The 24,426-nt window shown below is 68.2% G+C and carries 30 protein-coding genes; 14 read left to right on the forward strand and 16 right to left on the reverse strand.

Annotated features, from left to right (window positions below; translation table 11 throughout):
* Positions 1 to 221: 221 nt before the first annotated feature.
* Both AC31A1_RS09880 and AC31A1_RS09885 read left to right on the forward strand, forming a co-directional pair.
* Entirely contained in the window at positions 222 to 1,547 is a 1,326-nt protein-coding gene (locus tag AC31A1_RS09880) for a DNA cytosine methyltransferase (protein ID WP_489652890.1), read from the forward strand.
* A gap of 436 nt (positions 1,548 to 1,983) precedes the next feature.
* Complete coding sequence (locus AC31A1_RS09885) at positions 1,984 to 2,346, forward strand: hypothetical protein (RefSeq protein ID WP_489652891.1); 363 nt, start codon at positions 1,984 to 1,986, stop codon at positions 2,344 to 2,346.
* A 13-nt stretch (positions 2,347 to 2,359) separates the two neighbouring features.
* Here the strand turns inward: AC31A1_RS09885 and AC31A1_RS09890 are convergent, their stop codons facing one another.
* Together AC31A1_RS09890 and AC31A1_RS09895 are read right to left on the reverse strand one after the other, a co-directional pair.
* Positions 2,360 to 2,794, reverse strand: a complete 435-nt coding sequence (locus AC31A1_RS09890) for a hypothetical protein (protein ID WP_489652892.1) — start codon at positions 2,792 to 2,794, stop codon at positions 2,360 to 2,362.
* Positions 2,795 to 3,009: 215 nt separating this feature from the next.
* Positions 3,010 to 4,791 (reverse strand): AlbA family DNA-binding domain-containing protein, encoded by a 1,782-nt coding sequence (locus tag AC31A1_RS09895; protein WP_489652893.1) that lies wholly within the window; start codon positions 4,789 to 4,791, stop codon positions 3,010 to 3,012.
* A gap of 255 nt (positions 4,792 to 5,046) precedes the next feature.
* Between AC31A1_RS09895 and AC31A1_RS09900 the strand changes: the two genes are divergently transcribed.
* The 8 genes from AC31A1_RS09900 (at position 5,047) to AC31A1_RS09935 (ending at position 10,675) form a co-directional block, all read left to right on the forward strand.
* Positions 5,047 to 5,514: a hypothetical protein gene (locus AC31A1_RS09900; RefSeq protein ID WP_489652894.1), complete on the forward strand. Its 468-nt coding sequence runs from the start codon at positions 5,047 to 5,049 to the stop codon at positions 5,512 to 5,514.
* A 90-nt stretch (positions 5,515 to 5,604) separates the two neighbouring features.
* Positions 5,605 to 5,958 (forward strand): HNH endonuclease, encoded by a 354-nt coding sequence (locus AC31A1_RS09905; RefSeq protein WP_489652895.1) that lies wholly within the window; start codon positions 5,605 to 5,607, stop codon positions 5,956 to 5,958.
* Entirely contained in the window at positions 5,955 to 6,236 is a 282-nt protein-coding gene (locus tag AC31A1_RS09910; protein WP_489652896.1) for a hypothetical protein, read from the forward strand. The genes AC31A1_RS09905 and AC31A1_RS09910 overlap by 4 nt, the downstream gene beginning before the upstream one ends.
* A 291-nt stretch (positions 6,237 to 6,527) precedes the next feature.
* A complete protein-coding gene (locus tag AC31A1_RS09915; protein WP_489652897.1) occupies positions 6,528 to 7,130 on the forward strand; it encodes a hypothetical protein in 603 nt (200 codons plus the stop codon).
* Between the two features lie 256 nt (positions 7,131 to 7,386).
* Positions 7,387 to 7,638, forward strand: coding sequence for a hypothetical protein (locus tag AC31A1_RS09920; protein WP_489652898.1), 252 nt, complete (start codon positions 7,387 to 7,389; stop codon positions 7,636 to 7,638).
* Between the two features lie 209 nt (positions 7,639 to 7,847).
* Complete coding sequence (locus tag AC31A1_RS09925) at positions 7,848 to 9,641, forward strand: hypothetical protein (RefSeq protein WP_489652899.1); 1,794 nt, start codon at positions 7,848 to 7,850, stop codon at positions 9,639 to 9,641.
* 396 nt (positions 9,642 to 10,037) lie between these two features.
* Positions 10,038 to 10,352 carry a hypothetical protein gene (locus tag AC31A1_RS09930; RefSeq protein ID WP_489652900.1) on the forward strand — a complete coding sequence of 105 codons (315 nt, stop codon included), beginning with the start codon at positions 10,038 to 10,040 and terminating at the stop codon, positions 10,350 to 10,352.
* A 50-nt stretch (positions 10,353 to 10,402) separates the two neighbouring features.
* Positions 10,403 to 10,675, forward strand: coding sequence for a hypothetical protein (locus tag AC31A1_RS09935; RefSeq protein WP_489652901.1), 273 nt, complete (start codon positions 10,403 to 10,405; stop codon positions 10,673 to 10,675).
* A gap of 59 nt (positions 10,676 to 10,734) precedes the next feature.
* On the opposite strand, the gene AC31A1_RS09940 is transcribed toward AC31A1_RS09935, so the two are convergent.
* From AC31A1_RS09940 to AC31A1_RS10005, 14 genes are all read right to left on the reverse strand, one after another.
* Positions 10,735 to 11,148, reverse strand: coding sequence for a hypothetical protein (locus AC31A1_RS09940; RefSeq protein WP_489652902.1), 414 nt, complete (start codon positions 11,146 to 11,148; stop codon positions 10,735 to 10,737).
* A gap of 163 nt (positions 11,149 to 11,311) precedes the next feature.
* Complete coding sequence (locus tag AC31A1_RS09945; protein WP_489652903.1) at positions 11,312 to 11,719, reverse strand: hypothetical protein; 408 nt, start codon at positions 11,717 to 11,719, stop codon at positions 11,312 to 11,314.
* 145 nt (positions 11,720 to 11,864) lie between these two features.
* Complete coding sequence (locus AC31A1_RS09950; RefSeq protein WP_489652904.1) at positions 11,865 to 12,188, reverse strand: hypothetical protein; 324 nt, start codon at positions 12,186 to 12,188, stop codon at positions 11,865 to 11,867.
* Positions 12,178 to 14,124: an FtsK/SpoIIIE domain-containing protein gene (locus AC31A1_RS09955; RefSeq protein ID WP_489652905.1), complete on the reverse strand. Its 1,947-nt coding sequence runs from the start codon at positions 14,122 to 14,124 to the stop codon at positions 12,178 to 12,180. Before AC31A1_RS09955 ends, AC31A1_RS09950 begins: the two co-directional genes overlap by 11 nt.
* A gap of 316 nt (positions 14,125 to 14,440) precedes the next feature.
* Positions 14,441 to 14,989 carry a hypothetical protein gene (locus tag AC31A1_RS09960; RefSeq protein WP_489652906.1) on the reverse strand — a complete coding sequence of 183 codons (549 nt, stop codon included), beginning with the start codon at positions 14,987 to 14,989 and terminating at the stop codon, positions 14,441 to 14,443.
* Between the two features lie 100 nt (positions 14,990 to 15,089).
* Complete coding sequence (locus AC31A1_RS09965; RefSeq protein ID WP_489652907.1) at positions 15,090 to 15,746, reverse strand: hypothetical protein; 657 nt, start codon at positions 15,744 to 15,746, stop codon at positions 15,090 to 15,092.
* On the reverse strand, positions 15,743 to 16,066 hold the full coding sequence (locus AC31A1_RS09970) for a hypothetical protein (protein ID WP_489652908.1): 324 nt from the start codon (positions 16,064 to 16,066) through the stop codon (positions 15,743 to 15,745). The genes AC31A1_RS09965 and AC31A1_RS09970 overlap by 4 nt, the downstream gene beginning before the upstream one ends.
* Positions 16,066 to 16,695 carry a hypothetical protein gene (locus AC31A1_RS09975; RefSeq protein ID WP_489652909.1) on the reverse strand — a complete coding sequence of 210 codons (630 nt, stop codon included), beginning with the start codon at positions 16,693 to 16,695 and terminating at the stop codon, positions 16,066 to 16,068. The genes AC31A1_RS09970 and AC31A1_RS09975 overlap by 1 nt, the downstream gene beginning before the upstream one ends.
* Positions 16,696 to 16,792: 97 nt before the next feature.
* Complete coding sequence (locus AC31A1_RS09980; protein WP_489652910.1) at positions 16,793 to 17,287, reverse strand: hypothetical protein; 495 nt, start codon at positions 17,285 to 17,287, stop codon at positions 16,793 to 16,795.
* A gap of 79 nt (positions 17,288 to 17,366) precedes the next feature.
* Positions 17,367 to 18,266 (reverse strand): hypothetical protein, encoded by a 900-nt coding sequence (locus tag AC31A1_RS09985; protein WP_489652911.1) that lies wholly within the window; start codon positions 18,264 to 18,266, stop codon positions 17,367 to 17,369.
* 113 nt (positions 18,267 to 18,379) lie between these two features.
* On the reverse strand, positions 18,380 to 18,652 hold the full coding sequence (locus tag AC31A1_RS09990; protein ID WP_489652912.1) for a hypothetical protein: 273 nt from the start codon (positions 18,650 to 18,652) through the stop codon (positions 18,380 to 18,382).
* Positions 18,653 to 18,795: 143 nt separating this feature from the next.
* Positions 18,796 to 19,545: a WbqC family protein gene (locus AC31A1_RS09995; protein ID WP_489652929.1), complete on the reverse strand. Its 750-nt coding sequence runs from the start codon at positions 19,543 to 19,545 to the stop codon at positions 18,796 to 18,798.
* Positions 19,538 to 20,209, reverse strand: coding sequence for a YdcF family protein (locus AC31A1_RS10000; RefSeq protein WP_489652913.1), 672 nt, complete (start codon positions 20,207 to 20,209; stop codon positions 19,538 to 19,540). The genes AC31A1_RS09995 and AC31A1_RS10000 overlap by 8 nt, the downstream gene beginning before the upstream one ends.
* Positions 20,206 to 21,216 carry a tetratricopeptide repeat protein gene (locus tag AC31A1_RS10005; protein WP_489652914.1) on the reverse strand — a complete coding sequence of 337 codons (1,011 nt, stop codon included), beginning with the start codon at positions 21,214 to 21,216 and terminating at the stop codon, positions 20,206 to 20,208. Before AC31A1_RS10005 ends, AC31A1_RS10000 begins: the two co-directional genes overlap by 4 nt.
* A gap of 216 nt (positions 21,217 to 21,432) precedes the next feature.
* Here AC31A1_RS10005 and AC31A1_RS10010 point away from each other — a divergent pair, with 216 nt between their 5' ends.
* The 4 genes from AC31A1_RS10010 (at position 21,433) to AC31A1_RS10025 (ending at position 24,312) form a co-directional block, all read left to right on the forward strand.
* Complete coding sequence (locus tag AC31A1_RS10010; RefSeq protein WP_489652915.1) at positions 21,433 to 21,810, forward strand: hypothetical protein; 378 nt, start codon at positions 21,433 to 21,435, stop codon at positions 21,808 to 21,810.
* 154 nt (positions 21,811 to 21,964) lie between these two features.
* Positions 21,965 to 22,432, forward strand: coding sequence for a hypothetical protein (locus tag AC31A1_RS10015; RefSeq protein WP_489652916.1), 468 nt, complete (start codon positions 21,965 to 21,967; stop codon positions 22,430 to 22,432).
* A gap of 81 nt (positions 22,433 to 22,513) precedes the next feature.
* Positions 22,514 to 23,089 carry a DUF6624 domain-containing protein gene (locus tag AC31A1_RS10020; protein ID WP_489652917.1) on the forward strand — a complete coding sequence of 192 codons (576 nt, stop codon included), beginning with the start codon at positions 22,514 to 22,516 and terminating at the stop codon, positions 23,087 to 23,089.
* A gap of 218 nt (positions 23,090 to 23,307) precedes the next feature.
* Positions 23,308 to 24,312 (forward strand): hypothetical protein, encoded by a 1,005-nt coding sequence (locus tag AC31A1_RS10025; RefSeq protein ID WP_489652930.1) that lies wholly within the window; start codon positions 23,308 to 23,310, stop codon positions 24,310 to 24,312.
* Positions 24,313 to 24,426 lie beyond the last annotated feature (114 nt).

Raw genomic sequence — 24,426 nt, forward strand, 5'->3', positions numbered from 1 at the left:
CACCGGCCCCGGGTCAGCTTTACGAGACGGGGCGCTCCCTCACACCGAGGGGGCGCCCTGTTCGCGTCTCGCTCTTGCCGGATCGCCTCTTTCACATACAGCTAACGCCTCGTATGAACCGTTGATCTGCACAGATAGATCCACGATGACGCGTGCTGTACTATTTTTGGTGTTGGTGGAGAGCAACCGCCAACAAGACCCGAAGCGAAAGAGGCCACTCAGTGCCCGAGCTGACCGCAGCCGAAGAGAGCGTCGTCACCACCGCACTTGCCTACAAGGCCACCGGCGCCCCCATACCGGCGCACGTCATGGCCGAACTCGACGAGATCGCCGCGCCATGGCCCGGCCGCTGGCTGCTCCCCCGAGAGGAAGATGAGCCGAAGCGTGTGGTCGAGCTGTGCGCCGGTCCAGGTGGCTGGGGTGAGGGGCTGAAGACGGTCCTCGGCATCACCTACTTCGACGTCGTCGGCGTCGATATCAATGAGGACGCATGCGCGACAGCCCACGCAGCCGGCCACGCCCGCATCTGTGCTGACGTCACCAAGCTCGACCCCGAGCACCCGGCGCTACGCCACACCAGCGGCGTCCTCATCAGCCCTCCATGCCCCAGTTTCTCCACGGCGGGCAAACGCGCCGGACTCCTCGCAACCAACATCGACATCCTGCGGGACGGGATCGCGGCCGTCGGAGAAGCCGCCGGGTTCATACGGCTCGACGAGGTCTGCTGCGACGAGCTGTTCCCCGACCTCGAAGACGACTGCCCTCTGTGCGCCGATCTCGGCTACCACGAGGGCTACGCCCCGCGCTCCGGCCAGAGCTGGAACGAGGTCCGCGCCATGCTCGACGGTCTCACCGACCCGCGCATCGGACTGATGGCCGAGGTCGCCATCTGGCCGCTCGGCCTCCAGGCGGCAGGCGCACCGATCGAGTGGATGGCCATGGAGCAGTCCAGCAACCTGCCCGAGGAGATCCTCGAAGAACTGTCGATCGAGTTCGGGGGTGCCGACTGGTTCCGTACCTCCTGGGCCACGCTGGAGGCCGCAGACCTGGGGGTCGCCTCGCGCCGCAAGCGCACCTTCATGATCGCCTCCCGGCACAGGTGGGTCGACATCACTCCGCCCACGCAGATCCTGCCGGTCACGACGATGGCCGAAGCGCTCGGCTGGGACGAGGGCGAGAGGGTCAACACCCGGGGCAATCGGCCCGTCGACCCCGCGACCGGCCGCGCCAAGGGCGGCAACGTGTTCTCCGCCGATAAGCCGTCCTGGTGCCTCACCGGCAAGACCCGCACCTGGGCCCGCGAACGTGACGGCCTACGCCTCACCCCCGAAGAGGCTGGAACCCTAGTCTCCTTCCGCGCCACCTACCCGTGGCAGGGCTCCCGCTCCTCCCAGTTCCAGCAGGCCGGAGATGTCGTGTGTCCCGTCGTCGCCGCGTTCGTCCTGGCCGCCATCCACGGAATCGACTGGGAGCCCCTCGTCCGCGACTACCTGACTGGCCTGTACCACTACGACGACCTATGGGAGGACTACGAACTAGCCGTCTGAGCCAGCCCCGCCCGGCCTCGCGTCTGTGGAGGTCGGGCGGGCTGTTGTCGGGCGTCGGGTGCCCCTGGACGGCTCGAAACGACTCCTGTGCGCCACGGACAATCCCGGCTGAGGCCACCGGTACTTTCGCTCATAAACCAGCGAGTCCCCCCGCAGGTCGACGCTCACCTGGTAGATGACCGAGCCGTCCGCCCACACCTGCTTCGCCATCACAGTGGCCCGCCGGTACTGACCGTTCGACCACACCCACAGCGCTGGGGGATCGCTGCTCGGCCACATCCAGACCTCGGGCTCCGGCCCGTCCGACGGACGCCAGGGCCGGTGCACCTCCGGCTCAGGGATGCTGCTCATGCTCTCGACTGTAGGACGCGACGCAAGGCGTGTGCCACGTCCAGGATGCGCGGCCAACTGCCCTAGTACCTGGAAGGCCCCGCACGTGAACACACTCACCGACCAGAGCCGCTCGTTTCACCTCGTCTCGGCGGGCATCGCCTCGGTCACCGTCGCCGCGCTGCTCCTGACCGGCTGCTCCGCCGATGGCGACAGCACCCCCGCCTGCCTCACCGTGCGCTCCAAGGGGGGCGTCCTTGTCCCGTCCGGCGGGGCCCGCCCGTGCATCGTCTACGGCACCGGCACCGGCACGCAGCGCGACGACCGTGGCACTTCCGCCGCCCCGGTCGTCGGCGGCTCGAATCGGAGCCAGTCGAAGCCGAAGACGCCCGCCGCTCCCAAGCCCAAGGTGCCCGCCGCCCCGAAGGCCCCGGCGGCGCCCAAGGTCCCGTCGCTGGGCAAGCGGTAGGTGCTCCCAGGAGTCAACTGCCGTCGACGCGGCCCGCGTTGGCGTGATCGTTGAGGGTGGCCGTAGGGGGCGTTCCGGGGGCGAGGATCAACTCGCTCCCGGTTGACTTCCAGCTCACCGGTACCCCTGCGGCCTTCCGAGCCTGCCGGTATGTCGGGGCCCATCCCATGTCGCGCTCGACCTTCCCATCCGCACCGATCTGGGCGCGCCACCACAACCAGCCGAGCAGATAGCGCCGACCTTCGGCGCGCGGCGGGGCGAAGGCGTACACCGTGTTCCCAGCGAGTTTGCCCAACACCTCCGTGGCGTCCTGCACGCTGCCGAGCGCGATGAGGTCACGCCGGAAACCCTCCTTGGCCGCCTGCACAAAGCCGCGTACGAACGATCTGGCGAACACTGCCGCGCCCATGGCGACGACGACGGCGAGGAGCGCCCAGACCCCGTTCACCGGTCCCCCCGTGCGAGGTGGGCACGAAAGGCCGGCTCCCGCTCAAGCAGGGACGGCTCCCGGCCGTGGCAGTCCCGCATGGCTTCCCCCTCATGCGCAGTGCGCGTCGAACGTCTGTCTACCCGACCGTCCCCCTCACCACAACGGGCACAAGGGCATCAGCCGTCACGTTCATCTGCGGGGGAAGGCTCGCTCGCATCAAGCGGTCCTGGCAGTCAGAGCATGTCTGCCGATGCCTCCGGGTAGTCGATGCCCCGCGCCATCCATGCCACCGCTTCGGTGACTTCATGCCGACGGGTTTCCTCGCTCATTAGCAGTGGCGCGGTGAGGGTCACTCCGATTTCGCGCAATTGCCGGTCGGTTTGGCGGGTGCCGAACGCCGAGAAATCGACATACGCGTCGACTGTGTCGCCCTGGTTCTGTTCCGCATAGGCGCGAAGCTCAACCTGAGGTGGTGCGGTCCATGGTGTTTCGGCGACAGCCTCACCAACCGTAGCCGGAACGAGTTCGGCGAGGGTTGCCCACGACGCGACGAAGAAGCGAACCAGGTCGCCTACCGATAGACGAGACCCGCGCCCGGCTAGCTTCAGATCGACGCACGCGACGATCGCAGACCTCTGTCCGCGCGGTAGCGCCACGGTCAACTCGGCGGTGAAGATCTGCTCATTGTCGTGCACCCGAGCGTGATAACTACTCAGCTCCCAGGGATCATTGCGGTGAGGCCCTGGGGACCAGCCTTGGAGGGCGCTACCCCCTGCATCAAGTTCCGCGCCGAGGTCGGTGATGAAATCGCCGATCGGGGAATCCAACAGGTCCATGGTCGCGAAGCGTCGGTTCTCCTCACTGATTTCCCAATCCTCTGCCCCTGTCAAAGGCAAGGAGATTAGTGTGCGAAGCCTGAGCGCTGGGCATTCGTCGGGCGGGTACGGCTCCCAGTAACGCGAGTACGGGGTGATGTTGAAACTGCGGGCGATATGAGGCTCCCAGGTCCACACGCTGTCAGGTCGTGCACGGACTAGGGCGCCGCGTCCCCAAGCCCCTTCGCCCAGTGGAACTCGCGCACTGGCGGGGTCGATGATGCGTTTCTCCGCCGGAACGGTGACGTCGAGCCAGGGAAGACCGAGAGCAGCAAAGGCGTTCATGCCGGCGGCGTAGCTGCCAGCGGTTCGGAGAGCCTCCCAGACACCTCCGGGCACGGCGACGAGGCCAGCGTGATCTGGTTCGCACAACACCCACGTGGACTCGGAATCACCACTGAAGTGCTGGGCGAGCCCAGGACCCTCGCGATACACCTCTCCTATGGGCTCCCCGAGACCCATTGCTCCACCCAGGGCCTGATAGGCAACGTTCCAGCGCGTTGTCAGCCCCGGAACACCCTGTCCTACGGCAAACCTCTCGCCGTCCTCACGTGGGATCACGACGCCACCGGGCACGGTGGCCTGGGTACTTGGGCTTCCTTCCGGTGCGGTCGTGGCGGCGAACCCCTGGACCAACAGTTGCTGAATCTCGTGAGCTTCCATCCATCTGGTCCGGTCCCCGACTCTGATCGGTACGGCGATGGTGGGAGGGCCCTTGCGGTACTTCTGTGGAATGACGACCGCGTGAAGCAACCTCCCTGGAGGCTGCTTGGGAATGTGGATATAGAGGAAGCCTGTAGTGCTGTCGTGCTCCAGCCACTCGATTTCCACGCCGAGCGGTGGTGGCAGGACACGGGATTCGATGACTTCGTGGTGGCGTGTCAGGTGAACCATGTCCCTGGGAACGGGACGGACTTGATCGAGAACTTCGCGCTCATGCTCTTTGCGGGTCTGGATACCAACCACGAGCAGCCCTCCGGCGTTGTTCGCCATGCAGGCTACGTCCTTAGCCAGTTCCTCTGCCTTGACCGGGTCATTGAGCTGGTAGATGCCTTCCTTCGCGTCGAGCCAAGGACACTCCCTCTGTCCCAGGAGGGCTTCCAGGTTCGCTGCTCGCAGTGCAGCCAGGGCGTTCGTCATGTCCATAGAACTCAACGGCTGATCTTCTTCCTGCTACTCGGCCAGACACGCTGCGGTGGCGGACAGCAACCGCGGCACCGGAGCCCGACGGTTGAGGACCAGCCCCATTCCACCACCTCGGAGACGGTGATTCGCCGGTTGGATGCTTCGCAGGTCCGCGACGTTAAAGCCCTCCGGTCGGGATGCTGCTCCGCTGCACTACCCGCCCGGCAACTGGCCCTTCGGCCGGTGCTCGGTGAACGAACGGAGCACCACATGCAGCCCGCCGTCCTCCAGGCCATCGACGCCTGGGAACTGAGCTGGAACGAGACGCAGGCCGCGGCCATCGCCGCGCTGAAGACCGCGTTCCCCCCGCTCATCGACCAGCCGCGGTACGTCGGATGCAACGACATCCGGCTGGAGTTTGAGGAGACCGGCGTCGGCGAAGGCCGCGTCTGTCTCGACGACGAGGGTCGCGCCAGCGTCGAGTTCGACCAGGTCCCCAACGAGGTCATCGCGCGCGCCGTCGACGAGATCCAGTTCCCCTACCTCGACGACACCGACGGGCCGCTGCGCGACGCCCCTCCGGGCACCTACGTCTACGAGTGCGAGATGACCAACGCCCAGTTCGAGTTCGTCCTCGGCACGCTCGGGCACGGCAGGGTGCTCGTCTCGTTCGCCACCATCCCGGACGCCGCGACGCTCCTGGCCACGATGACCGAGGTGGCGCAGGCCGAGACGTAAGGGTGTCCGACCGTGCACGGTACGCCCTCGCTCCGCTGCACTCTGCGGTCGCACCCGCGGCCCGGCGGCTGAGCAGGACGGAGGCCGCCCGTGGTCCGACGACGCACAGGCCCTACGGCCACAGTCCGCGACCTCGTCTACGCCCGCGACGGCGGACGCTGCGCCCGCTGCAACTCCGCGCGCCTGCTGACGATCCACCATCGCGTCAACCGCGGTATGGGCGGCGCGCGCGAATCTTGGATCAACGAGCCTCAAAACCTTCTCCTGGTCTGCACGACGTGCAACGGGTGGTTCGAGGACAACCCCTGCGAGGCTTACGAGGCCGGGTGGAAGGTCCGGCGCCCGCAACTCCCCACCGAGGTTGAGGTCCGATACGCCGACGGGCGCGTGTACCGGCTCACCCCGGACGGCGTGCGCACCACGATCGTGGAGGCGGTCCGATGAGGCGCGAGGGCGCGGGGTTCATCAGCTTGGGCCGGTGGACGGCCGGCACCTGGACTACGGAGACCACCGGAGTCTGGTTCGCGATCGGCTTCGCGTACAGCCGCGACGAGAAGCCGTGCGGCACCGGCGGGCCCGCAATCACCTTCGGCCGTCGCACCTGGGCCGTTCTCCCCTTGTACTCCCGCACCGAGCACAAGGCCCGCAGGAACGATCCGTGGGCGAAGGCGAGCGAGGAATTTCAACCGCTCCCGCGCCAGCGCTGGTGGCGGCCGTGGTGAGGCGTCTGGCCGGGCTCGGCGTGTTGCGCCGCGGTGTGGTCCCGCGCACCGCGGCGGGGCGAATCGCGCTGACCGACACCCCGCACCCGTGCGATCCAGGTACGGGCTACGACGTCGAGGGGCGGATTTTCCTGCTCGGCACATTCGGGTTTGCCCTGGTCAGAAGGGTAAAGCAACGGCTGCAATGACAGAGCTGTGCCCTGCGCTGTACTATTTCCGGGTTCGTTCGGCATGGGGTTGCCCCAGCCTTCGCCGGCGCCAGCGCGGTGCCCGACCAAACGGAGGCCAGTCATGCCCGTGGTACACCACAACCTCACGATCCCCGACCACACGACGCTCCGCGCTGAGGCCGACCGTCAGGTCAGGGACGAGCTGGGCGCCATCACCCGCCCCGACGACCGGTTCAAGCGGGCCTGCGAAATCGTCCAGCAGGCCGACCTTGAGATCGCCGCGCACGCCGAAGAGCGCAACCAGGCTGCCGCATCGCTGTGGTTCTACGACGGCGTCCGCGGCTTGGACAAGGTCCTCGGCATCCTCCCCAACGCGTACAACGAAATGCGTCGCATTGCGCTGCACGACAACAAGAAGGCGCCGATGAACGCGAGCGGAGACCTACACACCCGTATGTCCGCCGAGCAGCGCCGTGCTGCCGCCGAGGAGGCTGGTGTGCCGCACGTCGAGGACGCCGCCGACCGACTGCCGTCTCTGGCCGCAACCGTGTCCGTGGCGACCGCGCGCAGGAAGGCTGCGATGCCGTTCCTGCAGAACGCCGCCCTCGCGCTCACCGAGGAGCCGTACGGCTGGACCACGGACCGCATCGCCGACCTGGGCAACGTCACTCCGAAGTACGTACGCGACGTGAAGAACGCGGCGAAGCGACGCCGCGGCCACTGACCTGGCGAACTCGCCGACCCGGCCCCGAGCACCACCGGGGCCGGTTTTTCAGTCGCCGGTGACCGGGGCCTGAAAAACCGGCGCCGGTGAAAGCGGCTTCCGGTACTCCGGGTTCCGGCAGTTCAGGCGCCTTTAGTAAAAACATCAAGCACCACCATCAAGTAGTTACGGTGCCTTCGCTCCGCTCAGGCACCGTCGGCATCCGGCTCTTGGTCGGAGGTGTCACAGAATCCGGCCAGTCGGCGTTCCCCCCGGCATGACGAACGTGCCCAACTCCATATCCCTGGCCCGCCATTACTACGAGACCCGACGCGAGGTCCTGGCCGCGGGCGGCACAGAGGTCGCGCCCTGGTACCGGCTCACCGCGGATGAACGGGCCGTCGCCGTCGCGGAGGCCGCGATCATCCGCGAGGCGATACGCCGCATGCACGAGGAGCACGCCGTGCTCCTGGAGGGCATCGCCGCGCGCCTGGCCGCGGCCAGCAGGCCCGTCGTGGTGCAGGTGTAACAAGATCGGGCTCCCCGACGTACCTATAGGTGCTGAGGCCCGCGCGACCCCTCTCCCCCCGGTCGCGCGGGTCTTGGCCCGGGACTTCCGGCGCGCAGCGCAGAGGGGCGCCAGAGCGCGCCGGAACCCGCGGTCTGGCCGGGGCGTCAGGGCATGGGCTCCCGGCCAGACCGCGACACAAACTAGACGCCGGCGGCACCGTCCACCGCATGCCCCGCACGCAGCCTGACCAGCCGACACGCACCCGCGTGGCCCCCTCGGCGTCCAAGCTGCACCATGCCCGGCCCGGAATCGTCTCCCGCGACGCCGCCAACGTCGCCGACATCCTCCTGCGAGCGCCCGTCCGCGAGCGCCGCAACGCCTTCAAGCACAACCTGACCGCCCGCGAACGCGCCGTGGTCATGACGGAAGTCGAGCGGGCGACAGGCTCGCTGTACGGCCTGTGGCGGGACTCGCCGTCCGGGTTCGTCGAAGACGTACTGGGCGAGAGTCTGTGGTCGAAGCAGCGGGCAGTGCTCGACGCGATCGTCGACCACAAGCGCGTCGCCGTTCCCGCCGGATTCGGCGTCGGCAAAACGCACTTGGCCGCCCGCGCCGCGGTCTGGTTCACCAACGTCTATCCGGTGGGCACCGCGCTGTGCATCACCACCGCGACGCGTTTCCGCCAGGTGCAGCGGCAGCTCTGGCCGCACATCCGCAAGGTGGTCCCCCGAGCTGGTCTGCCGGGCTACTGCGACACCGTCCAGTACAAGATGCCCGACCCGTACGGCAACGACTTCGTGGCCGCGTACGGGTTCTCCGCCCCGGCCAACGACGAGGCGGCGATGCAAGGCATCCACATGCCCCACCTGCTGCTCATCGTCGACGAGGCGGGCGGTATCGCCCCCATGATCGGCCACGGCACCAACAACTTGCTGACCGGCGGGCACGCGGCGATGTTGGCGATCGGCAACCCCGCGATGGACGACCCGGCCAGTTGGTTCGAGGAGCTGTGCATCGAGGGCGACGACGTCAGCGAGTCGACCACCATCACCATCCCGATCTCCTCACTCGACTCCCCAGCGATCACCGGCGAAATCGCCCCGTACTGCACTGACTGCCCGCCGGGCGTCGCTCGGCACTCCCTTGCCGATCACATGCCCGACCAAGACTGGGTGGACCGCACGATCCGCTCGTACGGGGAAGGCCACCCCTATGTCATCGCGAAGGTGTACGCCCGCTTCCCGAAGGGCGGCGGCGGGGTTGTCGTCCCGCCGAGTTGGGTCGAGGCCGCGATGGCGTACGAGGACCCCACCGGCGAGGGGTGGCATCGCCTGTGCGACCTGGGTCTGGAAGGGGAGTCCGCCGAGCACACCGTCCGGGCCGGCGCCTGGGTCCGCCTCGGCGTCGATGTCGCGGCGGACGGTGGCGATGAATTCACCGTGTACCGCTCATGCGGGGACGCGATCGAGTTCCGGCACGCCTCCGCCGGCGCCGCCAACGACAACCAGGTCTCCGTCGCTGAGGTGGTCTTGGAGGAGATCCACGCCGCGCAGCGCCTCGCCGACGCCCTGAACTCGCCCCACCCCGTGCGCGTCAAGGTCGACCAGAACGGCATCGGCCACGGCGTCGTCAGCATGCTCCAGCGCTGGGCCGAGACCGGTCGACACCGCGCGCAGATCGTAGGCGTGATGGTGTCGGAGTCTCCAAGCCAGGACGACCCTGGGGCGATCATGCGGCCATGGCGCAAGCGCGACGAGATGTGGCTCGCCACCCGGAGTCTCCTCCAGCCGGACCCGTCCACCGGCCGCGGTCGGCTGCGCCTTCACGTCGACAAGAAGGCCGCCGCGCAGCTCTCCACACCCAAGTTGCTGTCCACGACGAGCGGCTACACCCAGATCGAGTCCAAGCGATCCATGAAGTCACGCGGCATGAAGTCGCCCGACCGGGCCGAAGCCGTCCTGCTCGCCTTGTACGAGCCGGAGCCGCTGCACAAGCCACGTCGCCGCGGCCTTCTCAACTGAAGGCCCTCGTACCGGCTACGTCACCTTACTGACGACCGCCTGCGCCTACGGGAGCTACTGCGGGCCGTCAACGAGCCGGCCGTGGCTCCTGCCCCCGCGGCAGACTGAACCCCACCTGGGGGGAGGAGGTGCGCCGCGTCTCTGGCGCGCCGTCGCCGTGAGTAGGTTCGTAAACATGAGCGACGCTCCGAGACGCCTGGACCCGACGATGGACACAACGTCCGCCGCGATAGTCCTGGGGTGCGAGCCGCGGCAGGTTGGGCCGTGCGTACGCTGTCGCGGTCTCACCGCCCGGTACGGGCACCAGGCCCACCCGGTCTGCCCGGCCTGCAAGGCGCAGGAGAGTCCGCGACTCGATAGTCGTGTTAGGGAGGGCGACAGAGGACACTCTTGACCATGAGCCCAACCGCCGCCGCGCTCATAGCCATTGGGCACAAGAGAAGGAAGTCTGCCGTGGGAATTGAAGTGATACGCGATGAAGACGGCAACGAGTACACCGAGCGCGTTCCGGATTACCCGGAGCCACCTGAAGAGCCGTTGTGCTGGGCCCACCACAGCAACGTGTGCGGCTGTGCGGCGGGGGAGCTAGAACCCCGGCAGGACCTCAATCCGGCGACGGGCGAGCCGTACCCGTTCTCGACGGAACCACCGTTCCCGCCCGGAAGCCAGGGCTCGTCGAACGATCTTGACCTGGAACCGACCTCCTGGTGAGCGGTGAACCGTGCGTCGCCGCCAAGGCCGTCGCGCTACTCTCCCTGTCCATGGCAGACCCGTTCCTCGCAGCTCTCGACCAGGCCACCCGAACTGTCGTCGCGCGCGTCCGCGGCGAACTCCCGACCACGGTGGCCATCGGCACGGCGACGCCGCCCAGCGACGCGATTGCCCACTACTACTGCTGCGACCCGGACAAGGCGCTGTGTGGGCTCGACCTGAACCATCTGCCGGCCGCAGGGGACGGTGATCAGGATTGCGTCGTCTGCTCCGACCTCGACGTGGACTGCCCGCTGTGCACCAGCGACCAGAACGTCGCCTGAACTCGCCCGAAGAACGCCAAAGGGCCGCCGGACGCGCCGACGGCCCTTCAACGGCCTGATCAGGCCGCCGGGTACGATCCCGTAACGGTGATGATCTCCGCCGCCGTCGCTCCCTCGGCGTCGCCGTAGAGGTGGGCGATGTTGAGCACCGCGGCACCGTTCGACGTACCGGTCACGCGCAGCCGGTCGAGCTGCGAGCCGTCCGAGCCCGCGTAGATCTGGGCCTCGCCGGTCCATACCCCGCTGTCGGCGTCCCGACCGTCGAGGCTGAGGCTGAACACGTAGCGCACGCCCGCCTTCGCGGGCTTCGGCAGGGTCAGACCGAACCCGGCGCTGGACGCCGCGTTCGTCTCCTTCTTCGCGACGATCTGCGCGGTGAAGGTCACCGCGCCGCCGACCTCGACGTACTCGCCCGTGCCGGTCGTTCCGTCCGTACCCTTCACGTTCGTCAGCTTCGGGGTCCACTGGGTCATGGGGAAGGTCCTCCTGGATCGCGGTAACCCGCCAGGCGTGGCGGGCCCGCGCACTGTGAAAGACCTGGTCTCTTAGCGTCGCGTACACCAGGCTCCGGCCCTCGCCGAGTGCGGTTCGTCGACTTGGCGGGACCGGGGGTTGGCCCAGACTCAGTTGCTGCGTCTACTCGGTCGGGTGCTCGTCGAGCCAGTCGGCCAAGTCGTGGGCCGATCCGAGAACGGCGGGTCGGTTGCTGAACGCGTCCTCGCCGATGTCCATCCCATCCTCGATCTTGTCGAGGAGGGCGTACGCCTCGGTCCAGAACTCCGGGCCGGTCTTCTTGTCGGCATTCATCGCCTTGCGCAACTTCTGCGCGGGGGTGGCCACCGCCTGCATCTGCTCCCAGCACTCCCCCGTCGCCTTCGGGCAGCCGTTGTTGGCATCGAAGTTGGCGACGGCGTCCTGGAAAATCTTGGTCGCCTCCGCAACGGTCGGTGCGTTCGGCGTCGCGGCCGGCTTCTTCTGCGCCTCGGCGTCACCGCCGCAGGCGCTCATCCCCATCACCGCAGCCGCGAGCAGCACGCCCGCCACGGTCCTCCCCCATGTGAATCTCCCCATGAAGATGGATCATGCCATGCACACGACGGACGGCGGGGGCATAGCGAATCTCTTGGCCGAGGAGTAACGACGAAGGGGGCGGGGCCGTGAAAGCCCCGCCCCCTCTTGGGTTCTGCGGCTACATCTTCTTCCCGCTGCCGAGCAGACCGCGCAGGGCCCGTGCGGCAACCGCGACACACAGGGCGCACGCCCCGGCAGCGACGAGCGCCACCACCAGGCCGACGAGCAGCATGACGGCGATCGTCGCTGCGGCGAAGCCCATCGCGATGTACCGGCCCCACGAGTCGGCCTGCTTCACGATGATCTGCTGCACCGGCTGACCATGGCCGTGCCCGCACTGGCAGGCAGGGGGCAGCCCGCCGCGGTACTGCTCGACGGGCAGGTGCTGCGCCATCTGCTCGTACGGGTAGACGGTCGTCGGGTGCACGGGCTTACCGGGCAAGGGCGTTCTCCTTCTCCAGAGGTGGAACGGGGGCGGTGGGGGAGTGCTCGGCGGCGGTGAGGACGTAGACCTTCGCGCGGCCTCGGGTGCCGGAATCGTCGACCCAGCCCTTCACGACCCACTGCGAGATCGGGGCCTGCACCGAGGTGCGGTGGCCTAGGCCCTCCATGCCCTGGGCGACGACCTCCTGGAGCGTCACTCCCTCGGGCCCGGCCTTCTGCAGGGCCTCCCACAGCGCGAGCCGGTTGTCCGGGATGCGCGAACCGTCCGGGAACGTGGGCACCGCGCGCAGCCTCGGGCGCCCGCCGCCTGGTCCCCCACCGCTCGGCGGGGTCGGTGCGGGACCGTCCGGCTCCGGCTCGGGTGCCGTGGCCGGCGCGGTGACGAACGCGTTGTCGGGCTCGTACTTCATGGAGGTGGCGACGATCTGCGCGTCGCTGACCCAGTAGCACCGGCCCTCGTTGGGCTCCTTGTACCGCTTGGAGGCGACCATGACCTTGCCGGGCAGGTCGAGCCAGTCCAGGCGCCACCCGGCGCCGTACGCGCCGCTGCCGTAGATCATGTTGATGGGGGTCGACTCGAACACCGGCAGGCCGATGCGCGTGCTGTACTGCTGCCGTGCGTCCGTGCCCTGTCCGCCGAACGCCTTCTCCGAGGGCGACTGCGTCGCGGCGACCACCCGGATACCCATGGCGCGGGCCACCTGGTTGATGGTGACCAGTTCGGCGGCGACGTCCGGTGCCTGCCGCAGCAGCTCGGCCAGCTCGTCGATGACGAGCACCCAGTATGGGCCGTGCTCGCTGGTCCACTTTCGCACCGGCTCCCCGTTGGGGCCGCGCAGCGTGGACAGGTACCGGCCGCGGCGGATCATCTCCGCCTTCACCATCGTCAGGACCTGGCGGGCAAGGTCCGGGTCGTCGGCGAGCGCGATCATGTTGCGCCGCCAGGGCCCCAGTTCCAGGGCGCCGGGCTTCATGTCGATGCCGAGGATCTGCGCGTCCGCGCAGGCGACGAGGTTCCCGATGATCACGTTGACGGCGCCGGACTTGCCCATGTCGGTGCCGCCCGCGAGCAGGACGTGCCCGGCCACCAGGTCCAGCAGGATCTCCGACCCGTCCGGGTAGACGCCGAGCGGCATGGCCTGCTCGATCGACGTGATCCCCGGCCCCGACCACATCACGGGACGCTCCAGCGGGTCGTTCGTCTGCATGCGGACGATGAGCTGGTTGGCCTGCGGGCCGACGGCCAGGCGCAGTTTGCCAGGCAGGTCGAGGTTCGCCTCAAGCTGCTGGCGCTTGGCGATGACCGCCTCGGCGGAGGTCTGCTTGCCCGCCGGGAGCGACACCATCGCGTGCCAGCCGGTGTCGGTGAACACGATCCTTGAGACGTCCATGGCCGGGACGCCGAGGGCGACGAGGGCACGCCGGAGCGCGGTCTCCTCCGCGGTGTCGCCGGTGACGCCGGGCGCGCTGATGTTGATGCCCATGGAGTCCGGCATGAGGCCGTTCTTCGCGGCCTTGATCTGAAGGTTCAGGCGGTCGTGGCGGGACTTCACCAGCCACGGCACGTACAGGCCGTAGGCGCCGATCATCGTGACGCCGGTCGCGATGAAGGAGGGGACGGACGGACCGAGGGCTGCACCGAGCCAGGCGTCCACCGACATCACCGCGCCGCCGAGTCCGACCGCCGCGGCCTTCGTGTTCTTGCGCTCCAAGCCCTTCGCGCACAGCGCGCCCGTGGCGGCCGTGGCCAGGCCGTAGCCCGTGTGATCAGCCCAGCCGAGACCGGTGGCATGGTGCCACCACGACATGGCGGTCAGGCCGAACGTCGCTGCGGCCGGGGCGAGTTCGTAGCGCAGGCGCCCGCAGTAGTGGCACACAGCGATGGACGCGCCGGCCACCGCGGCGGCAGCGCGGCGCAGTCGGGTGTCTTTCATCGGGGGCCTTCCCGCAGAGGTGACGTGACGAGGAGGGTGAAGCCCCTGGTCGGGGCACGTCACGTCACCTGGGGAAGGCAACGAGGAGGATACGCGCGATCATCGCGTGGCCTTTCGGTTCGGGTCTTCCGGCGGTTGCTCTCCGCCGAAGGGGTGGGCCCTGGGCCCGTGTTCGGTTAGGTGATCACTGTAGCGCGGTGGCACGTCGCATGGCTGTGACGGCTACCGCTCTTGCGACCTTCAGTCGTGGGTCGCCACTGCGTTCAGGGGTAGTTGGTCAGTCGCACGCTCCCGCGCAGGTTCGCTGCCGCTCGCCTTACTGATCGTTGGATGTCGCGAGCTGGGCTCCTTGTAGTGCTTCGCGCGCGGTCTGTACGAAAACCATGAGAGCCTGCCAGAACGGTGCGTAACACTCGTTGAATCGCTCGCTCGCATCGGCGGCACCTACGATCATGGACTCAAGGGCCCGATAGTTTTCGGAGGTTGCACGACGTAGCCGATCCGCTGCCTGCGCGACATGCTGCGGTCCCTCCAGATCCACGACCCATACGCGGTGACGAAGTCCGGCGTACTCGTCGCGCAGCCTAAGGCGCAGGTCCTTGAGAACACCGAGCCGGTTCTCCTCGTCGGGTTCGTCCTGAGCGTCGGTGACCTTCCAGTAGAGGTCCCCCATCCGCTGCGCCTGCTCGATGACGTCCACGTATGCAGCGCGACGCGCTGCCCGCGTGTGATCCGCTTGCTGGCTGATCGCAGCCGTCTGGGCTTGTATTCGAGCCGCCCTCGCCGTGCCTCGGCTGGTTACCCAACTCGCGACCACAGCAGTGGCCGCGGTCAGCGCTCCGACCCACAACGTGTTGTCAGCCATTCGCCAATTGTCGGCGGCCACAGCACCCGAGTGGCCAGCCATAGCCGAACATGGCCATTTATCTCTGCACCTCATACGCCCTACGCCTCGATGGTGGCGCTCACGTGCGGGCTCCTTTCGGGGACTTGGGCTTGAAGTGGGCGATCGGCTTCAGATCGGCAGCCCCGGTCTGCTGGTACACGCGCATCTCTTGGCAATACGAGCAGCGGTAGGCGACGAACCGGCGCAGTGGGTTGTCCTTGGACAGCGGGTTGCCCTGTCGTCCGCCCGCCACCACGCACGGCCCGGCGTCCCCGCACCAGTCACACGCCGACGAGTAGTGCGACAGTTCGGGCGTCTTGGTCCACTCCGACCACAGAATTGGACGCCCGCCGTGCTCGGCCGGCAGGTTCGGCACCATGTACGTCGGCAAGTCTGGGACCGCCCGCAGGAGGCGCCCCTGACGGCCCGGGTCGGGCTCGGGCAGCGTCTCGGCCGCGCCCGCGGGCACGAGGAGGACAGGTTCTTGCTCTGGCTCGCCGCGTAGGGCCCGCAGGCACGACGCGCACAGCTGCCCCTCGTCGACCGGCCCGGTCCACGGTCGGACCCCCGGCGCCGAGTCGGCGTCAGGGCGGCACTCCAGCGGCAGCGTGAACATCGCCGCAGCGGGCGCCTGGGCACCTTCGACGGCGATGTGCAGCACCATCCGGCCCGCCGTGCGCACGACGACGCGCCCAGCCCAAATCGGGCTCGATCTCTCGACAGCGAGCGCGGTCACGCCGGGTCCTCCTTCCACAGGAATGGAAGGGGCGGCGCCATCACGAAGACGTGCCGCCAGCATCCCGAGCCCGCGGTGAGCATGCGGGCCCCCAAGTGCCAGTACCGCGACACTCTGCCCATGTCACAGGCTGGGCATGGCACTTCGTGGCGAACCTTGATCGTCATATTCGGAAGCGGCGGCGGGAAGATCGGGAATCCGGCGGCGAGCGCCAGGGACTCGGCGGCAGGGGGCTGGAGGCGTATGTAGACCTGCGGCCAGTCCACGACCGGGGCAGCGCCTTCCTCCGTCACCCAGTCGGCGAACGATCCGGCCCTCATCAGCGGACCTGCGCGACCGGCCGAGTGATGTACGGGCGGGCGCCTTCGGGCGGAACCGGGTCGTCCGTACGCACTCGGAACGGCCACAGCCCCTCGGCGTCCGGACCGTCCCCGCGCTTGTACCGGACCGCGCCGTGCCCCGGCCGTTCGGTGTCGCCCCACACAATCGGCAGTGGGATGAAGGCGGGCGGACCCGCGATCCAGCCCTCGGTCAGGTGCCCCAAGGGGTCGTCCGCCTTCGGGTACGCCGCCGCCGGGCCGTCGAGCGCCATCTCGACTCCGCGGTACGGCCCGTCGAGGAACACCACCGGGTACTGCGTCTTCGGGCCTCGCACGGCGTCCGCGTAGACGATCCGCTGCCGGTGCTGCCAGTCCATCACCTCGGCCGCGGTGGGCGTCGGGGCGAACCCGAGGACGGCCCGCAGCGCCGCCACGGTGGACAGCAGTTCGTGGTAGGCGGCGTGGGGGAAGTCGTTGCGGAAGCGGTCACGTAGCAGCGAGCAGGACGCCTTGTCGGCGATCTCGGCCAGGTGTACGTCGAGGACTTCGGGGTCTATGTACTCGCCGCCGCGGGCGAACGCCTTGACGGCCTCCTCGATGGCCGTAGGCACGGCGGAGGTAGTGCTCATGGAGGGGCATCTCCTTGATAGGTGGGGTGAGGGGCGAGCCCTCACCGTCACTTACGTCGAGCCGCGAAATCCGTTACGGCGGGTGGCTCGCCGCAGCTCACGCGTGGTGCGGGACGAGTTCCACGACAACCAGGGACATGCGGGCGCTGCCGGTCGTCACGGGCGGTCCCATCTCCGGGTACGGGCCAACCATGTGGGCGGAGTTGTCGTCCGGCAGGAGCCCGGCGTCGACCAGCCCGTCGACGTACGCCTTCGCGGTCGGCGCCCAGTTGCCCGGATCGCGTCTCCGCTTGATGGGACGCGGGTGGAGCACGTAGTACACGGCGGCCCGCTCCAGGCGCGGCAGGCGCCGGGCGCGCGCGGTAAGCGCCGCTTCCTGCCGCAGGCGTCTGCGGAGTCGGTGCTCGGCCATGTGGTGGAGCCGTTGATTGCTGGTCCACAGCTCGCCGTACGGCATCAGCATCGTCCACGACCGCCCCGCGCCCGGCAAGACGGCGATGGCCGCGCTCAGGTCGGGCGGCTCCGGGACGGACGGGGGCCCGAGGGGGGCAACCGCACCTTTCGGCTTCGGCGTCCCAGCCGTGGACGGCATCTTGGAGGGGGAGGTTCGGCCCGTAGCGAGCCGCGCTTGAAGTGCCGCGAACTCCCCCTTAGAGACTCGAAACGTCACGTCACCACTCCCTGGCAGCCGCGCCGGCGTCGGTGAGCTGCCACCGCAGCCCATGTCTGCCATCCACCACCGACTCGGCGTCCGCGGGCTTCGCCCAGCCCTTCACCTGAACCTGTTCGGCCAGCGCAGTGACCTTCCGGCCCATGTGCCCGCAGCGGGACTTGGACGGTTCGGAGGGCACCCGCACGTCAGTTCCTCCGGCCAGGTGTCGAATGGTGGCGACCTTGCCGACCGCGACGAGCTGCAACAGCTCCCGCTCCGACTTCGTCGGCGGCGCCGGAGCGTCCAGGGACCGGATCTCGCCGACGTACCGCACACAGCTCTTGCAGGTGGCCACCCCGTCGTCGATGGCTTCACCCAGGGCGCGCGGGTCGCGCTGGTGCTCACACAAGGCCCGTCCTGAGGGGTGCACACCCCGCTTCGAGCGCACCGGCTCCGCAGGCACCGCGTGCAGGAGTTCGCGGCGGCCAGCACGCTTGAGGTTCGAGTGCACTGTCACCTTCACCGGGCAGGACACGACCGCCAACTCCCATAGGCGACGCGCCTGTTGGGCCGCTTCCTCGCGTCGCCTCCCGTCTTCGGCACGGCGCTTGTCGGACTCGCGGCGGGTGTCGATGATCCGCTGCGGTAGCGGCGGCTCAAGGCCACGTTCGTCGGCGACGACGAGCATCCACGCCTCGGTGCCCGGTATGTGGGCGATGCCGGGGAAGCCGCGGCCGAGTACCGCGGTGCACCAGTCGTAGCCCCGGCGTTGTGCGACCTCCTCCATCAGGCGGATGTCCCGCATGCTGACGAACGGGCTGTTGCGGCGGCGCGCCTGGTCGCGGATCTCGTCGTACTCGGCGTACGCGGGCTCCGGCTCCGGGGGCGGCAGGAGGGCGGGAACGCGGCGACGGGCCATGGTTGATCCCCATTTCGGTTCGGGTCTTCCGGCGGTTGCTCTCCGCCGGTTGGCAGCGTCAGAGTGCACCGTTTGGGGGAACGGCGCGGGGCTCTGGCGTGTGACAGTGCAGGTCAGGCAGTGCGGGGGAGTACGACAACGGCAGAAGCGACCAGTGCCCGGACGAGCCGCTTCGTGGTCCTGGTGAAGGCGGCCGGGAAGGCGTGCGCGAGCACGCCGGCCGCCGCGAGGGCGCAGGTCAACGACAGGTGCGTGAGCGCCCAGACGACGACAGCCAGGGCTCCGCCGAGCACTGTGGCGGCGGTACCGAGCACGGGGGGAATGAGCGGGGGAAAGGCAACGGCCAGCAGGCCAAGCGCCAGGAGTAGCAGGTCGAATTTGCGCATCATGGTCCCTTTTCGGTTCGGGTCTCGGCGGTTGCTCTCCGCCGGTGAAGGGGATCATCATGTCCCGCGTTGCGCCGAGTGGACAAGGCGCAGGGCTTCGTTGAGACGACCTTCTCAATAGGCGCGTAGCCGGTTGGGGCGGATTAGGTAGCCGTGCGCAGGTCGTCGAGCGCGGCGCCCACGCAGTCCGGTCCGTACGCGGCCAGCGCCCACAGAGCAGTGATCTTGGCTGCTCCGGTCCAAAGACCCTCGGCTCCTACGGGCGGGCGAAACGCACGAACGCCAAGTTGCCGCTCCGTGAAGGGGCGGCAGTCTAGATAGCGCATGCCACCGGTGCCGCAGAGGTACGTGTCGGCGCCGACGGCGGTGGTGAGATCGGCCAGACGTGCCGAGCGGTCTGAGGAAACGGCTAGGTCGCTACTGCGCACGACGGTGCCGCGCCAGCCTAGGAGATTCAGTAGGGCACGGGTGGTGGCCTCTCCAACGGCTGCGGTGCTGGCTGTCTCGGTGAGGATGTGGGCGACGGGTTCGAGCGCGGCATGCAGCAACTTCCAGTGGGGGCTGGAGTGGTAGTGCTGCGCAGGCAATTGGCCGAGGCGGCGCGCGGCACGCTGCGGGTCGGCGAGTTGAGCATCCCGAATCAACGTTGCGCGGCCCTGTGGGAGGTGGGTCTCGACAGACAGCCACTGTTGCTGCTGCGGGTTGTCGAGTGCGGCGAGGCGTGCGCGGTGCTGGTAGTCGCGGCGGGCGAATTGGACGTCGTCGAGGACCACCCAGATGTCGGCCGCGTATAGCTTCGCCAGAGTGGAAAGGCGGGGCAGCAGGTTGGGTTGATGGATCGCACACGAAGCGACCGGCCACGTGCTAGAGGGCGCGGCTGCACGGCTAAGCAGGCAGGAGCCAGCTGTCGTAGCCGCGGGTGCGGAGACGGGCGAAGGCATCGCGAACCCTTTCTGGGACGTGCTGCTCGATGGCGAACCCGCGCTTGGGGTACTCCAGCACCCGCTCCATGTCGCCCATGAGCATGTCGATGAGCTGCTTCTCGTCATCGTGTGTCGCTACGTACTCATCGAACGACAACGGCTGGGAGACACAGACCGGCTCCACCTCGGGCCACAGCTTGCGGCACGTTGCGTAGGCACGGCGCTGCATGTAGGGCATGGAGATCAGCAACAGGGTGGTCACCGCGATGCCCGCGTTCTCCAGCACCTCGCGGGAGAAGCCGATGTTCTGGCCAGTGTTGGTGGCCTTCGGCTCCAGCAGGATCGCCTCGTCCGGCACTCCGAGGGACAATGCGTGCTCGCGGTAGTGGGTCGCCTCGCCTCGGGGAAACCGTTCCTTGGTGGCGGCGCTGGTGTCGCCGGTGAAGACTACGACTGGGAACATGCCATCGTGGTACAGGTCGGCGGTGGTGGTGGCCACACCGAGATCGAGGCTGCCAAGGGTGATTGCGGCGGAGCAGGGTCGCAATTCATGCCCCATCTGGTGGAAGTCCCAGATGGCGCGGGCATCGGCCCGGTCAGCGTCACTGATTGCGGCCCCAAGGCGGTCTGTCACGTGTACTCCTCGCTGTTACGAACGGTCTTGATGCTGCGTAGTTGGTGTTTCAGGCCGTATCGGGTGGCGATGTCCGATGCTCGGTCGAGTACGACGTACCCCGCGCCGCGGGTGGCCGGGTCGGTGAGCAGTACATGGGCCTGTGCAGTCTCGATTTGGACGCGCTGGAGCGGGGTCTCGAAGCGGCCGTTACTGCGGGCGGTATCGATGTAGGCCAGGGCCTGAGTAAGGTCGCCGGCACCGCGGTGGGCCAACGCGAGTTTCTGCTGGGCGGTAGCCCAGTCCTCCGGTTCGTCCAGTTCCTCAAACCACTCGGCTGCCTGCTGCATGACCTGGATTGCGAACTCGTTACGGCCGTCCTTGGCCAGGGCAGTACCGATCCAAAGTAGGGCACGTGCGCGGTCGGCGGAGCCGAGCCTTTCGTCGCCGGTGAGTTGCTGGTAGCGGGTGGCTGCGGTGTTGTGGCGTCCGGCCATCTCGGTGACCACGGCAAGGGAGAGTTCGATCTGCGCGGCTCGGCGGGGGATGTCGAGTTCGGTGAACACATTGTGCGCGTCGGTGTACAGCCGCTTGGCGGTCATCAGGTCCTGAAGCGTGCCCTGGAGGCGCCGAAGGTCGCCGGACAGTACCAACGAACGCCCGTACAGGTACAGACCCCGATGATCTAGGTTGTGGGGCTGGATGCGGCCGAGCCAGCGTTCCAGCAGGGTGGCAGCGAAGGCGAAGTCCTGACGATCGAGACACACCACAATCCGCTCCAGGTCCTCGGCCCAGGTCTCGTGGTCGGCGATGGCGGGCGCCTGCGTTCCGCTTTGTCGCCGCCCCAGTGGCCCCTGAGCGAGGAGTTGCTCGAAGCGGGCCTGAGCGGTGGCATCGGCACGGGCAAGGGCTGTGTCGAGGATGGCCTGCGTATCGGGCCAGGGGCACGTATCCGTGCCGAACTTCTCCCACTTCGAGACGGTGCGGATGCCGACGCCGAGGTGAGCCGCGTAGGTACGCACGCTCATGCGCAGAGCCTGCCGCAGTAAACCAGCCTCGCGACCGGTCCATTGCCTCACGTTCACCACAGGGCGCCTCCCTCCTGCCGTCAATGGAAGCACGCACGGTAAGCGACAGGCCACGGAAGTGCCACAAAGGTGCAACGGCCGTTCATTCCCGCCGGACAGCAGGTGCGCCAGGCTCGTTGGGCCCCACCCCGTCGCCCCGTTGTGGAGGTCATCCGCGTGGTCCCCCTCACCGAGCGCCGCCCTGTCCCGGGCCCGGACGTTTACGGCTTCCTGCGGCTGACCCGCGCCACGCGGGGCCGGCGCCGCATCTTGTCGGCGGTTCTGGACGAGTATTGCCGGGCTCACGAGTTGACGATGGCCGCCCTCTTCGTCGAGCAGGCCGCCAGCGACTTCTACTCCCCGGCCTTCGTCGGGCTTCTCGACACTCTTGCCTTCCCAGAGGCATACGGCGTCGTCATCCCCTCCCTGAGCCATCTCGGCCCCAGCCGTACGGCAGCCAGACGCGCGCGGATCATCCGCGGCCTCGGCGCCCGACTGCTGCCGGTGCGCTTCCCGGTCTCGACCTTTCAGGATGCTGACAGATGTCACTCATGAGCCTGCTCAACACCCCCCAGATCACGCTGCCCAACCGATGGCTCGCTGTCATGGTGCCTGGTCAAGCGTCCCGCCGTCATGGCCAGACTGAACTTGCGCGAGTAGCGACATGATGACTTCCACCTGGCCTCCACGCCTCCGCGATACCCAGGCGGTGGCGAAGGCATACAACGAGGTGCTCAACTGGCCGATCTTCCTTGGACCCGAACGGCTTGCGCCTGAACAGGTCGAGGATGCCTTTGCGGATTCGACTGACCTTGTCGTGTCGACCTCCTGTTTGAGCTTCGACGCGATCAGCCTTTCCTACTCGGCCGGCCTGGACGTCCTGGTCGGTGTCGACCGGCAGGTGAAGTCGGTTCCGAGTCTTCGCGTCGGTCACCGTGCGGTCACGTTGCTCGTGGCGCCCGGCACGGGGGGCGCGGTCGCTGACCTCGCGGGCGTGAACGTCCGAGCGGGTGAGCGTGAGCGGATCGAGTTGCCGCCGGCTCCGGGAATCCGCTGGGACACGCCGCCGTGGCACATCCGTGAGGCGAAGGCCCTGGGGCTGCCTGATGCCCTCGAACTTCGAAAAGTCCTGACCCGGTCACTCACGCTCTACCCCGCACCCGGAGGTGAGCGGTGAGGCCCCACACGTCCAATTCGGAGGCAGGTTGTCGCACGACGCCGAGCCGCCACCCCATGACTATCCCGACTGGAGCGATAGGTGAATGACGCTCGTCCGCAGCGGCCGGACCTCGCGGTGGACCTGCTGCGCTGTAAGTGGTGGGACGAAACAGCGCGGCAAAGCGGTCCGCCGAGCACCCAGGCCGAGCTGGCAGCCGTCGTCCAGGTGCACGTGGAGAACACGAAGGTCCTGCGCGGCATCATCGAGGAGATCGGCGGATGGCCCGGCAGGAGCATGGTCGGCGAGAACGCCGCCGACGCCGCGTTCCTCGTAGCGCAGCATTCCGACGCTGACCTGGAGTTCCAGCGACGGTGCCGGGACCTGGTCGTCGAGGCGGCGAAGCTCGGCGAAGCGACCCCGCAGCAGATGGCCTACCTGGTCGACCGGTGCTGCCTCCACGCCCGCCCGCGAGCGCTTCAGATCTATGGCACCCAGTACTTCCCCGGTGACGGTGACCTGGTGCTGTTCCCGGTTGAGGACCCCGGTGGTCTCGACGACCGACGGGCGGCCATCGGCCTGGAGCCCTTCGCCGAGTACGACGCCCGTATCCGCGGCGGTGCTGCGCTCTTCGGCAGTTCCCCTGCCTCGGGCGACCGCTCGTCGACGCCTCTGTAGTTCTGCCGGTCACGAGCCGCCGCCGACCGGAGCACTGCCCTCAACTTGCCCCCCCAGCAAGGTCACGGTCCCTTCCCCACAACCGTCCCCGAGGTCGTGATGACACACATATCGGCGCCACGTCACTTATCCCCCCTGCCTGCCCGGATCGCTCCCCGGCACAGCGTGACGGGCGCCGCACAACTCGCAGGCCCGAGCCGAAGGAACAGGGCGTGCTGATGGCCAGTGAGGAGTTCCAACCGCATTTCCACCCAGCCGGGTTCGACACCGAACTGCGCCTGGTGCTGGACGACGTACGTGCGGGGCGGTGGCGTTCGATGCAGGACTTGCTGAGCGGCACCACCGATTGGGCTGTGCGTACGGCGCGCAGCCAGGTACTGGCGGCTGCGGCGGCTCAGGGCGATGCGGTCGAGGCGTGGGTGCAGGAGGCTCCGGATCACAACGCGGTGATGATGAACGCCAGGGTGGCAGTGCAGCGGGCGCTGAACGCCCACCGCGCCCAGCGCGTCCGCCGACGTGACGCCCACCGGTTGGAGGCCGAGGCCAGGACAGCGTGCGGGGCGGCGATCCACCGCTGGCCTGAAGACCCGGTGCCGTGGGTGGATCTCTTGGCGCTCGCGCAAGTGGACACCGCAGATGTGAGACTGCGTCGCCCGGAGCACCGGAGGAGGCCGTGGGAGCAACTGCTGCCGGTCGGGCCGTGGGGTCTGCTCTCCGAGGTGTACAAGCGTGACCCGCTCAACCGGGAGGCTTGGCACCGGATGCTCCAGGCCCTTGAAGCGTACGGTCAGAACACATCGGATTTCGGACGGTGGGTGTCGTCCTGGGCGCCGGAGGGCTCGTCGCTGGCGGTCCTCCCGCTGTACGTGTACGTCAACCGCTTCCAGGAGCGGCGGGCCCGCGGAGAACTCACCTCCCTGTACTGGATCAGCGATCCGGTGCCTTTCTACACACAGCGGGCGCTGACCCACTGGTTCGCGGACGCGCAGACCGGGTCCTGGTCCCCACTCGATCTGAACTACTTGGCCCAGGCGCTGCACTCCGGCGGTTTCACCCTTGGGGTGGCCGATGTCTTCGGAGCGATCGGATCTTCCGCGACCCCAGCCCCGTGGAAGTACGTCGCCGACGATCCGGGGCGATGGCAGGAGGAGTTCGTACGCGCCCGCCTCCGCTACCTGTCGACCCCGGTGGCCGACCACGGGCGCGCGGGGCGAAGTCGGTGAGCACTCGTCGGAGCAACTGCCGTTCGCCGCCCGGAACTTGCAGCGCTCACCACCGCAATTCCTTTCCACACTCCTGCTCCCCTCCACGGAGGTACGTCCCGTGTCCCCCTCAAG

It is taken from the genome of Streptomyces sp. P5F9, from assembly GCF_057961495.1.

Bases quoted from the DNA above. Each gene is read 5' to 3' on its own strand.
- AC31A1_RS09895 (WP_489652893.1), bottom strand. From the start codon at position 4,791: ATGACGAACGCCCTGGCTGCACTGCGAGCAGCGAACCTGGAAGCCCTC.
- AC31A1_RS09900 (WP_489652894.1), top strand. From the start codon at position 5,047: ATGCAGCCCGCCGTCCTCCAGGCCATCGACGCCTGGGAACTGAGCTGG.
- AC31A1_RS09910 (WP_489652896.1), top strand. From the start codon at position 5,955: ATGAGGCGCGAGGGCGCGGGGTTCATCAGCTTGGGCCGGTGGACGGCC.
- AC31A1_RS09915 (WP_489652897.1), top strand. From the start codon at position 6,528: ATGCCCGTGGTACACCACAACCTCACGATCCCCGACCACACGACGCTC.
- AC31A1_RS09920 (WP_489652898.1), top strand. From the start codon at position 7,387: ATGACGAACGTGCCCAACTCCATATCCCTGGCCCGCCATTACTACGAG.
- AC31A1_RS09925 (WP_489652899.1), top strand. From the start codon at position 7,848: ATGCCCCGCACGCAGCCTGACCAGCCGACACGCACCCGCGTGGCCCCC.
- AC31A1_RS09930 (WP_489652900.1), top strand. From the start codon at position 10,038: ATGAGCCCAACCGCCGCCGCGCTCATAGCCATTGGGCACAAGAGAAGG.
- AC31A1_RS09935 (WP_489652901.1), top strand. From the start codon at position 10,403: ATGGCAGACCCGTTCCTCGCAGCTCTCGACCAGGCCACCCGAACTGTC.
- AC31A1_RS09940 (WP_489652902.1), bottom strand. From the start codon at position 11,148: ATGACCCAGTGGACCCCGAAGCTGACGAACGTGAAGGGTACGGACGGA.
- AC31A1_RS09955 (WP_489652905.1), bottom strand. From the start codon at position 14,124: ATGAAAGACACCCGACTGCGCCGCGCTGCCGCCGCGGTGGCCGGCGCG.
- AC31A1_RS09960 (WP_489652906.1), bottom strand. From the start codon at position 14,989: ATGGCTGACAACACGTTGTGGGTCGGAGCGCTGACCGCGGCCACTGCT.
- AC31A1_RS09970 (WP_489652908.1), bottom strand. From the start codon at position 16,066: ATGAGGGCCGGATCGTTCGCCGACTGGGTGACGGAGGAAGGCGCTGCC.
- AC31A1_RS09975 (WP_489652909.1), bottom strand. From the start codon at position 16,695: ATGAGCACTACCTCCGCCGTGCCTACGGCCATCGAGGAGGCCGTCAAG.
- AC31A1_RS09980 (WP_489652910.1), bottom strand. From the start codon at position 17,287: ATGCCGTCCACGGCTGGGACGCCGAAGCCGAAAGGTGCGGTTGCCCCC.
- AC31A1_RS09985 (WP_489652911.1), bottom strand. From the start codon at position 18,266: ATGGCCCGTCGCCGCGTTCCCGCCCTCCTGCCGCCCCCGGAGCCGGAG.
- AC31A1_RS09990 (WP_489652912.1), bottom strand. From the start codon at position 18,652: ATGCGCAAATTCGACCTGCTACTCCTGGCGCTTGGCCTGCTGGCCGTT.
- AC31A1_RS10005 (WP_489652914.1), bottom strand. From the start codon at position 21,216: ATGAGCGTGCGTACCTACGCGGCTCACCTCGGCGTCGGCATCCGCACC.
- AC31A1_RS10025 (WP_489652930.1), top strand. From the start codon at position 23,308: ATGGCCAGTGAGGAGTTCCAACCGCATTTCCACCCAGCCGGGTTCGAC.